The 10,934-nt window shown below is 47.2% G+C and carries 9 protein-coding genes; 8 read left to right on the top strand and 1 reads right to left on the bottom strand.

The window, feature by feature from the left end; all coding sequences use genetic code 11:
* Positions 1 to 396: 396 nt before the first annotated feature.
* A complete protein-coding gene (locus AC1DUA_RS08305) occupies positions 397 to 1,083 on the bottom strand; it encodes an endonuclease domain-containing protein (RefSeq protein ID WP_477499282.1) in 687 nt (228 codons plus the stop codon).
* A 677-nt stretch (positions 1,084 to 1,760) separates the two neighbouring features.
* Here AC1DUA_RS08305 and AC1DUA_RS08300 point away from each other — a divergent pair.
* From AC1DUA_RS08300 to nagZ, 8 genes are all read left to right on the top strand, one after another.
* A complete protein-coding gene (locus AC1DUA_RS08300) occupies positions 1,761 to 2,168 on the top strand; it encodes a DMT family transporter (RefSeq protein ID WP_477499281.1) in 408 nt (135 codons plus the stop codon).
* A complete protein-coding gene (locus tag AC1DUA_RS08295; RefSeq protein ID WP_477499280.1) occupies positions 2,161 to 2,604 on the top strand; it encodes an OsmC family protein in 444 nt (147 codons plus the stop codon). Before AC1DUA_RS08300 ends, AC1DUA_RS08295 begins: the two co-directional genes overlap by 8 nt.
* Positions 2,605 to 2,740: 136 nt before the next feature.
* Entirely contained in the window at positions 2,741 to 4,561 is a 1,821-nt protein-coding gene (locus AC1DUA_RS08290; RefSeq protein ID WP_477499279.1) for a sensor histidine kinase, read from the top strand.
* Entirely contained in the window at positions 4,558 to 6,183 is a 1,626-nt protein-coding gene (locus tag AC1DUA_RS08285; protein WP_477499278.1) for a response regulator transcription factor, read from the top strand. Before AC1DUA_RS08290 ends, AC1DUA_RS08285 begins: the two co-directional genes overlap by 4 nt.
* Before the next feature lie 94 nt (positions 6,184 to 6,277).
* Positions 6,278 to 7,618: an extracellular solute-binding protein gene (locus AC1DUA_RS08280; protein ID WP_477499277.1), complete on the top strand. Its 1,341-nt coding sequence runs from the start codon at positions 6,278 to 6,280 to the stop codon at positions 7,616 to 7,618.
* Between the two features lie 11 nt (positions 7,619 to 7,629).
* Positions 7,630 to 8,514 (top strand): carbohydrate ABC transporter permease, encoded by an 885-nt coding sequence (locus tag AC1DUA_RS08275; RefSeq protein ID WP_477499276.1) that lies wholly within the window; start codon positions 7,630 to 7,632, stop codon positions 8,512 to 8,514.
* Entirely contained in the window at positions 8,511 to 9,344 is an 834-nt protein-coding gene (locus AC1DUA_RS08270) for a carbohydrate ABC transporter permease (protein WP_477499275.1), read from the top strand. Before AC1DUA_RS08275 ends, AC1DUA_RS08270 begins: the two co-directional genes overlap by 4 nt.
* 26 nt (positions 9,345 to 9,370) lie before the next feature.
* Positions 9,371 to 10,934, top strand: a 1,564-nt coding sequence (gene nagZ, locus AC1DUA_RS08265; RefSeq protein ID WP_477499274.1) for a beta-N-acetylhexosaminidase, incomplete at its 3' end; no start/stop codon positions are given.

The following is a 10,934-nucleotide window of genomic DNA, read 5'->3' as shown; positions in this document are numbered from 1 at the left end:
GTGTGGCTGGAGAGCGAAAAGTAGAAGTTAGCGTTGTAAAACAAGCTTAAGTGTGTGGATCAGCCCCCAATCCCAGTTGTATTGTGCTGAGCCGATGTTTTTCAACGTTAAAGTGTGGCTGGAGAGCGAAAAGTAGAAGTTAGCGTTGTAAAACAAGCTTAAGTGTGTGGATCAGCCCCCAATCCCAGTTGTATTGTGCTGAGCCGATGTTTTTCAACGTTAAAATGCGGCTGTGGAGCGGGAAGTAGATGTTAACGTTGTAAAACAAGCTTAAGTGTGTGGATCAGGCCCAAATCCAAGTTGTAGTGTGCTGAGCCGATGTTTTTCAACGTTAAAATGCGGCTGTGGAGCGGGAAGTAGAAGTTAACGTTGTAGAACAAGCTTAAGTATGTGGACTTACCAATGAAGGTTGAGTTGTTGGAGAGCCGAAGCCATTACACTGTATTTTCGAATCCGCAGCGAACCTTTCCCAACAGTCTGAATCAAACTTTTTTCTAACATTGTTTTCAAAATTTGTCTTGCCTTCGCGTTTTTGACCGAAAGAATTTCGCAGACATCTTGCGGAGTAAGTGGTCTATTCAGCGAAAGTGCATAACGAATAACCTCCTTCTCCACATAATTCAACCTCATTTCCGTCTGAGTCTCACAGCCCAGATAACGTCCCATGAATTGCTGCAGTATTTGTTCGCACATGCGGGGGCGGGCTTTGACATCATCATAGGAGAATCGGAGGATTTTCCAGCCGTCGATGATGAGATGGTTTTGGCGGGTCCATTGGTCGGCGAATTGGGTGCGGCTGATTTGGGAAGCGTGAGGTCCATAACCATCTATTTCGATGGCTAACTTCAGGGAGTGCCGCACAAAAGCAAAGTCAAGAAATCGAGTCCCATCCCGAAAATCTCTCACCTCGTACTCAGGGTGCAAATCGGTGAAGCTGCCAAAGGCAGGCCACCAAACCTGTCGCAGAAATAATTGTTCTGCATGGCCATGGCCCTCTTTCAGTCTGCGGTATCCCTCTCCATCCCTTTTCGCAAGATGGTTAGCAAGGAGATTCTCTAGCGCTATGCGTAATTGCTCATCCATGTTGGTTCCCTCCAATGAATAGAAATAAAATAAGCCGCTTCTCCAGATTCAGCAGTAGTCCATGCTGGATCCAGAAAAGCGGCGTGTGCTTCACAGCCGAGTGATATAATTACTTCCATACCAATAGTATCACAACTAGTTTATAGGGAGTAGTCGTCTTGACACTTTCGCATCATTCGTGTATATTAGGTAGATTGATTGAAGTGAACCATATAAACACTTTAGGCTAAACCTCATTTACCCCCATACGGACGATTAGCGAGTAGAAAGTAACCCCCTCTCCTTGTTTGATATTTCTCCCAATGACGCAGTAAAATCAGCTCATTTTATGGTAAACCCGAGGCAGTGTCATCGTGTTTCGGCAGCAGGTGTTTGTAAAGCAATTCGTACTGGCGCGGTCATTGGAGCCGCAAGGATGGAAGAGAGGTAGGGCTTTCATTGTTTTGATTCCAACACATGAATTATGCATTTTCATAGAGATCAATATTCGCAATCCTATAGAAGAGCCTGGCACACGAAGTGAGCAGCCTTCATTCATTGCGCTAACAAGACCGTTCTTGCCCTGATCACAGGGCGGGGGCGGTTTTTTAATTCGATTTCACATATGAACGAACTGGTGAAAAGCCACCCATTCCTTTACAATGAGAGCAATAAGATCAGTGTAGAGGATGGATGAAATGGTTTGGAATATGAATTGGACATTTCTGCTGCTGGCAATCCTTTTTGAAACGATAGGCACGACGGCTATGAAGATGTCATTTGGTTTTACAAAGATTGGTCCCGCGGTTGTAATGGGGATTTGCTACATCATATGCTTCACTTTGTTTACGCTGGCTTTGAAGCAGCTTGAAGTTTCTTTGGCCTATGCTATTTGGTCGGGGGTAGGGACGGCGCTAATTACAATCATTGGTATTTGGTGGTTCAATGAGTCGATTTCTACGCTGAAGGTGATCTCCATTGTACTTATCATATTAGGCGTCATTGGTCTGCATATAAGTGGCGGAGATGAAGCGCAAGCGCWGCAGCCGAGCAAGCCTCAGGAGTTATCCGCGGCAACATTAAAAAGGAGTGATACCGATGAGTGAGCATCAATTTGATTTGAAAGCAGAGTGGATCGGCGGTTTGGACGGCACAGGACACATTCAGGCGGGTAATCTGGCTGCGCCAATTTCGGTACCAAGCCAGCTAGACGGTCCRGGTATCGGTACGAATCCAGAAGAACTCTTGATTGGCGCCGCCGCAACCTGCTATCTCATAACACTCGGCATGCTGGTGAAACGCCAGGGTATTACCTCGCTTGAGCTGAAATCGGAGATTTACGTTGAAAATAGTCCAGCGATGAAAGTGAACCGCATCATACACCGCCCTTTCATTTCCGTCCCCGCTCATACTCTCCCAGATCAACTGGACAAAATAACCAGAGCTGTCTACCGGGCTGAGCAGGCATGTATGATCAGTAAAGCACTTAAAGGCAACGTAGAAGTCACGGTGGAGCCCGAAATTCGCTCCGATATGGATTAGAGGATTTTATCCCTCCTGCATCCAAACCTATCCCTAGGTGACGAAATGACGAGTCAATTATAATGTAAAAAGCAGGTAAAGGCACCAGCACAAGGATGGTGCCTGATTCGGGTTAGAAGGGGTCAACCAAACGTCGATGAATTTGAACAAAAAGGTGTTTATCGGATTTTTATTTTTTATCATTATCCCTTTGTTCGTGCTGGGCACGGCCGTCTATACCGTATCCCAACAGCTAATTGAGAAGAAATATGGTGACTTAACCGAAGTTACGCTGCAAGCGATTTCCCGTAATATTTATTACATGTTCAAAGAAGCAAATTATTTCTCAGACTTCTGGATGGTCAAGGACAGCATTCAGGGCATCTATCGAACGATCGATGAGGTCAGGCCGAATGAAGAAGCGCCATCGTCCTATGATTTAAATACGTTCGATACGCTGCTGCGCGGCTCAATTTTGACCTATTCGCCGATTCAGTCGGTCGTCATTTATAACAATGCCGGCAAATCCTTCAGCGCGGGGAGAACGAGCGGAAATGCGCTGCCATGGAAAACATTGTCGGCTAGCACGGCTTTTGAACAGATAAAGGAACTGAATGGGAGTCCCATGTGGATGGGGCCCACTGAATATAAGGAGCTGGGCGCCGGCCGCGGGGAGTTCTATCAAGCGAGAATGGTTAAAGATTTCTGGACGATGGACAATCTCGGCTACATGCTGCTGAAATTTAAGTTTAATGAGCTGGATCAAATTTTCAAATCTTTTAATACGAACGAAGACAGCTCGAAGCGTTACTTGCTCGTGAATAAGAGCGGACTTATTTTCTATGACAATAAGCAGCATTTGGAAGGTGCCAATGTGCTTCAGCTGCTGCAAGGCAAGTTGGATCTGCGGCAAAGCAACCGAAGTTTTCAAGCTAATTTTCAAAATGAAAGAAGTCTAGTTTCTCTCTATCATTTAAATATTAATCAAATGGGTGTGCAGGATTGGAGCGTCGTATCGATAACGTCCTGGAAGTACGTGGCGGGAGAAATCGAAACGATCATGAAGCTGGTCGCCGGGATTACGTTTGTTTGTTTATTTTTTGCGCTTGTTTATAATTTAGTGTTTGTTCGACGCATTGTTCAGTTAATTCTGCGGATGCTCAACTCCATGAAAAAGGTAGAACGCGGTGACTTGACTACTCGCATGGAGGAAAGCGGCAAGGATGAAACTACGGCGCTAGCCAGGGGTTTTAATAGTCTCGTGGTGAGAATCGAGGACCTTCTGGAAGAAGTCAAACGCCAGCAGGATCGTAAAAATAAAGCTGAGCTCATGCTGCTACAGGCGCAAATCAAGCCGCATTTTCTTTTTAATACGCTAGAGTCCATCAATGTGCTCGCGATCCAAAACCAAGGGAAGAAAGTCAGTCAAATGGTGTATCGACTTGGCAATTTGCTGCGGATCGGCATGGAGAGCAGGGAAGAGATTTCGCTTAACCAAGAACTTGATCATCTCAAGAGTTACCTCGAAATTCAGGAATTCCGCTTTGAAGACCAATTCCGCTATGAAATTGAATCAGACCCCGAGATTTTGGATTACAGCATTCTGAAGCTGACACTCCAACCGCTGGTAGAAAACGCGCTGCAGCACGGCTTTGAACCTATTGATTATATGGGCGTAATCTCGATCAAAATCCTCGATGAAGGGGAGCAGATCGGGCTGTATGTCTCGGATAACGGGATAGGCATCTCCAATGAGAAATTAGCGAAATTTCATTATAAAACAGAGTTGGAAACGCCTTTTCACGAAATTTTGGATGCAAATGTGAATGAAGAGCGAAGAGGTCTGGGCGTCAGCAATGTGGCTGACCGCATACGCATCCAGTACGGCACGCATTACGGCATGTTTATTTGCAGCATGGAAGGGCACGGGACGACGATAAAGATTGTCATTCCCAAAACAAAGGGGGCAGGCCTGTGAAACTAAAAGCGATTTTGGCAGACGATGAGCCTAACATTTTACGTAATCTACAGGCGGTTATTCCGTGGACAGAGCTGGAAATTGATATTGTAGGAACAGCCAAGAATGGGGTCGAGGCACTGGAACTATCCAGCCTGCATGGACCGGATTTGGTGATGAGCGATATTCGGATGCCCTTGATGGATGGGATTACTTTCGTTCAAAAGCTCCGTGAAATCAACGAGGTATGCAAAGTGCTGATGGTGACAGGCTATCAGGACTTCGAGTATGCGCGCTCGCTCATGCGGGTTGGCGTTAGTGATTACATTTTGAAGCCGATTAACTATGAAGAGTTAGAAAACTGCATTCGTAAGCTGGCTTGTGAAATCAGGGAAAGCAAAGCTATTAAGCAGCAGGAGCAGCAAAAATGGGGCAAAATGAAAAATTTGGCTTATGAGAAAATTCTTCAGGATGTTCTCATGAACTATACGGAAATTTCAACGCATACGCTGCTTCCGATAGATAATAGAGATTTGGAAACCATGAAGTATTCGTTCATGATGATCGATGTGGATGAGTACTCGCAAAAGTCGCTGCCGTGGTCAGAGCAAGAGCGAAAGCTGTGGAATTTCGCTGTGCGAAATGTGATGCAAGATTCATTGGCGGATTACAAAGCGGAATATTCCGTTCTGCAGATGCGCGAAGGCGAATGGTGCCTCCTTATTCAATGGGACACTGGCGGGGAAGAGGATGATGGTACCCAAAATGCGGAACCCCACATGCCGTCTAACTTGTACGAAGTGGCGATTAAACTGCAAAAAGATGTCCGTGAATCCGTCAAACTAGGCATTAGCGTGGGCTTTTATCCTAGTGCTGTAGGTCTACGGTTGCTCTCCGACACCTACAGGAAGCTGCAGCGCTTCATGCAGTTAAATCTGGATAAGCAGGAGTCTGTGCTGCTCTATAAGGAATCCAAAGAGCCGGCGGACGCAAACAGCTCCTTATGGTATTTGGTTGAGGAGATTGTGACCGGTCTCAAACAGCTGAACCGTACGAAAACGGAGGACGCTCTGAACCGGCTGAAAGATTTGCTGGAAGGGCTGCCGAATAGTTCGTTTGCCAGGGCATATCAAATGCTGCATTTCCTGATCCTGCATGTGCTTCGCGAATTGCGTGAGATGAATTCCCTCGATGTCCAGGAAGAAGAGCAGGTATGGCACCAGCTCGATAAAAGCGAGAGCATTCAGCATCTGCTTCAAGTGATGGTGCAGCTCGCAGGCATCGGACTGGAAGGAACGAATAAGAAGAAGAACAGCGAGCTTCTGATGACGGCGGCGAAGGAATATATTCGAACCCAGTATTCGAATGATTTTGGTATTGAAGATATTGCGAGCTCCCTCGGCATCTCTTCGAGTTATTTTAGTTTATTATTCAAGCAGCATTTCGGGGAAACTTTCGTTGAATATGTGACGAAGCACCGGATGGAGCTGGCGAAATCGATGCTGCTGCATAGCGATAAAAATATTACCGATATCGGACGATCCGTTGGTTATATGGAGCGCCGTTATTTTACAAAAGTATTCCAGAAGTTTACTGGTGAAATTCCTTCGGAGTACCGGGAGAAGCGCATGGAGCCGAAGTAGAGAATTTTGCCCCTATATAAGAAATTTATCGGTCTTTAGGACGACAAGCCATTATTTTATACTTAACATGCAAGCCTAAGGGAGATCAAGGAAGATGAAAATAAGAACGTTGTTACCGGTGACAGGGGTTGTGGCCGTATCGTTCATCCTGTCCGCTTGCAGCAGCTTAAACCTGACCAGCCCAAACAACGACGCGCCTTCCCCAGGGGCCAAAGGAGAACCGGTCCTGCTGACGATCCGCCACACGCAAGTGAAAGATACACAGAAGAAGCGCTTGGCGATGCTTCAGGAGGTAGTGAAGTCTACAGAGGCGAAGGTGCCTGGCCTGTCGATTACACTGGATGGCGTAGAGGACAAGGTGAATCGATTTGAAAAGTTGAGAGCCGAGATGGCTGCCGGGAATCCACCGGAAATCTTCGACTTGTTTGGCGGGACGGATACGAAGGATTATGTCAAAGCGAATAGGCTGCTAGATCTGACGCCCATCTTGAGTGAATTGGGTTTAACGAACAAGTTCTACAGCTTTGAAGAGTTTACAGTCGACGGTAAAATATATGGAATCCCGATGGCCGGATATGTCGAGGGCTTGTATTATAATAAAAAGATTTTATCAGAGCATCAAATTAAACCGCCTCAGAGCTGGATTGAGCTGCTTGACGCTGCGGCCAAGCTGAAAGCTCAGAAGATAACGCCATTCGCGCTGGCAGCCAAAGACTCGTGGGTCATTAACATGCTGAGCAACACCATGTGGGTGCGCACGGCTGGACCCGATTCCGTCGAAGGTTTTCTGGATGGGAGCAAGCATTGGACAGACCCGGATGTCGTGGATGCTTTTGAGAAGTATAATTTCCTCGTGAAAAAGGGGTACTTCCAAGAGGGTAACTTAGCACTTTCTTATGCCGAGCAGCAAAACAAGTTCAGCAGTGGAGAGGCAGCGTTCATGTTTGACGGCAGTTGGGCCAATACGCCGCTGCTTGATCCGGAGAAGTCTGCCATTGTGAACGATGTAGGGTTCATGAGCTTCCCGAACATGGGAGGTCCTGGAGACGGCTTCATCAACGGCGGGTGGTCTAACGCTTATGGTTTCTCGAAGAAGGTTACGCCAGCGCAGCTTGATGCCATTAAAGAATTCATCAGGCAGATGTACAATGAGTCGATGCAAAAAAGACAGCTGGTCGAGGAAGGCATGCCGCCTGCTATGAAGCTGCAGGATACGAGTAATGTGAATCCGCTGATTACGCAAATTCTGGATGTGTTTGCAACCAGCAAAGGGGCTTTCCCTGCTTTCGACTCGCGCATTCAAACCAAGGTCCGGGAGAAATTGGAACGCGGTATGCAGGAATTAGTCGGCGGCAGAACCGATCCTGTCACACTGATGACGGAAATACAGAAGCAGCAGGACGCTTCCAATAAGGAAGAAACTCATACGAATTAGTAGGATGAACCATGAACAAAGTAGGAAGAAACCCAGTTGCTTATGCCATTTTTACGGTACCTACACTGCTATTGCTAGTGATTTTCTTCTATTATCCCATGCTGATGTCGATGCGGTACGGATTTACGGCATGGAACGGGATCCTGCCTGCAAAGTGGAATGGTCTGGACAATTTCACCCAAGCGTTTCAGGATAAATATTTCTGGATCGCTGTGCGCAACAACTTGTATTTTATTGCTTTTTCCATCGGTATACAGATCCCGTTCATTCTTTGTTTAGCTCTGGTGGTGAGCAAAATTCGGCGTTGGACGGGCTTTTATAAAACAATGATTTTCCTCCCTACGATTCTATCGACGGCTGTCGTCGGCGTGTTGTGGGGATTCATTTATCATCCTGAAGCGGGTTTATTGAATCAACTACTGGAAGCGATAGGCTTGGGGCCATGGAAGCATACCTGGTTAGCTGATGAATCAACAGCCATGATTTCTGTGCTCGTCACCAATGCCTGGCAGTGGGTTGGCTTTTATGTGATTCTAGTTTTGTCCGCCATTTATGCGATCCCCAAAACCGTTCTGGAGGCAGCCGAAATTGATGGCGCGTCGAGCTTTCGTCAAGCATGGTCGATCACGTTGCCTCTCCTACGTCCTGTGATCATCGTGATGATCCTGCTTTCGATTACCGGCGCGATGAAAGCTCTGGATATCGTCTTTGTGATGACAGGGGGGAATCCGTACGGGATAACGGAAGTGATGGCGACTTATATGTATAAAAAGGCGTACCGAATCGGCGAATACGGCTATGCGAATGCGATCGCGCTGCTCATTCTTCTGTTCACGGGTGTGCTGACTTCCGTGTTTGGCTGGTTGACGGCGAAGCAAGAGGAGGCGAGGTTTTGAACACATTGATCAAGCGTAAAGCAATCTCCCTCCGTAGTGTCATCCCGCATGCCGTACTTATGGTCTACATAGGAATCATCCTATTCCCTCTGGGCTGGGTGCTCAATTCTTCTTTTAAAACAAATAAAGAAATCATCGCATCCCCTTGGTCTTTTCCGGATGAGTGGCTCCTGTCCAATTATTGGAACGCGTGGACAGGCGCGCATGTCTCGCACTATTTTACGAACAGTCTCGTGATTTCGCTGATATCGGCCATGATGACGTTAATCCTCGGTACAAGCACCTCCTTTGCTTTGACACGAATGAAGTTTCCTGGGCTAAGCAAGGTCATCAATCGAGTTCTGATGGTAGCTTTGCTTGTGCCTGCTGGCTCGCTGCTTGTCCCTCTGTATATGCTGCTGAGAAGCATGCATCTGTACAATACGCCTCTCGCTTTGATTCTGCCTTACATCACGCTTGGACTGCCGCTCTCGGTTTTCATGATTAGCGCGTTTTTTAAGTCTATCCCAAGTGAGTTGGAGGAAGCGGGCACAATGGATGGGTTATCCATCTATGGGCTGCTGTGGCGCGTCATTGTTCCGATTACCGTACCGCCGCTTATTCCCGTGTTTATGCTCAATTTCCTTAGCAATTGGAACGAATTTATGATGGCGAATCTCTTCCTGACAAAAGAGAAATTTCGCACGCTTCCTGTGAGCATGGTGGCCTTCTACGACCAGCTGAATATGAACTATGGCTCGCTTTGCGCAGCTATCATGTTCAGCCTTATCCCTGCCCTTCTGATGTACATCCTTTTGCAGAAACGAATTATTGCATGCATTAAAGCTTAACTACTTATCCAAGGAGCGTGTCCACTATGTCATCCACATCCAGCAATGCGCATAAACCATTAACTTTGCGTCAAAAAGTGGGTCAAATGTTTATTTGCGGCTTTGATGCTCTGGAGCCAAATCCAGCTATTAAGCAGCTAATTGAGGAGTATGGGCTTGGTGGCGTTATTTATTTCCGCCGTAATGTGAAAGATGCGCATCAATTGGCTCATTTGTCCGCAGAATTGCAAGAGATGAGCCTTCACAGCGGAGGACAACCGTTATTTATCGCGGTGGATCAAGAGGGAGGTATGGTCTCCCGAATAGAAAAAGGAGCCACTTTGCTGCCGGGGAATATGGCGTTAGGGGCTGCTTTTGCGCCTGCTGACGTGTACGCGAGCTCCAAAATCATGGGCAAGGAGCTGCGCCAGATGGGCGTGAATATGAACTTCGCCCCATGCCTGGATATTAACAATAATCGATTGAATCCAGTCATCGGGGTTCGCTCCTATGGGGAGACCGCGGCAATCGTCAGTGATATGGGTACGCATGCTGTCAAAGGTTTGCAGGATATGGGCGTTATTGCGACGGTGAAACATTTTCCGGGTCATGGGGACACCTCAGAGGACTCGCACCATGATCTGCCGATTGTTCCGCATAGCATGGAGAGGCTGATGGAACTTGAGCTTGCTCCTTTTATCAAAGCCATTGAAGGCGGAGTTGACGCAATTATGACTGCGCATGTCGTGTTCGCGGCTTTGGAACAAAACGGTGTGCCGTCAACGTTATCGCATCGGATTTTAACAGAGCTGTTGCGGGAAGAATTGGGCTTCAAAGGGCTTATCGTTACGGATTGTTTGGAAATGAAGGTGATTTCCGAAGGGATTGGAGTAGCTGAAGGCGCGGTTCGTGCCATTGAAGCTGGATCGGATCTCATTCTGGTTAGTCATACGCTGGATCGCCAAGTATCCGCCATGGAAGCCGTTATTGCTGCCGTTGAAAGCGGACGTATCCCGGAGTCTAGGATTGATGAGTCTGTTTTGCGAGTAATGACCTACAAATATAAACGAGATATCCAGTTTGATAAGTTGGCTCCGGTTCCTGAGGGACCTATTTCAACGCCAGAGCACCAGCTTTTGGCTAAGGAGCTAAGCCGGAAAAGCATTACGCTAGTGAAGGACGAAGTAGGCAAGTTTCTGGATGTGAATGAGTCGCTGCTTGTGATTTGGACGGAAGTGCAAACAGGTACGGAAATTGACGAGGTCGTGGAGAGGCAGGATACGCTGGGCAGCACACTGGCTGCACTCACGGGGAAAGATGTCCAAGAGGTGTACTTGGGATTATCTCCTTCCGAGTCGGAAATTGCTGCGACACTGCAGGCTGCTGAAGAGAAGAAGCAGGTGGTTATGGTGACCTATAATGCTACTTTCTCGCGAGGACAGACGCAGTTGGTAAAGGCTTTGGCAGAGAGAGAGGATCTGCATCTCATCGTGGCTGCAGGAAGGAATCCTTATGATTTACTTGAATTTCTTGAGGTGAAGACGTATTTGGCTTGTTATGAGAATCGTCCGCTGGCGATGGTCTCTCTAGCGAATGTGCTGCTGGGACTCT

It is taken from the genome of Paenibacillus sp. 01T422 (assembly GCF_056398785.1).
This window is presented reverse-complemented; position numbering and strand designations above follow the sequence as displayed.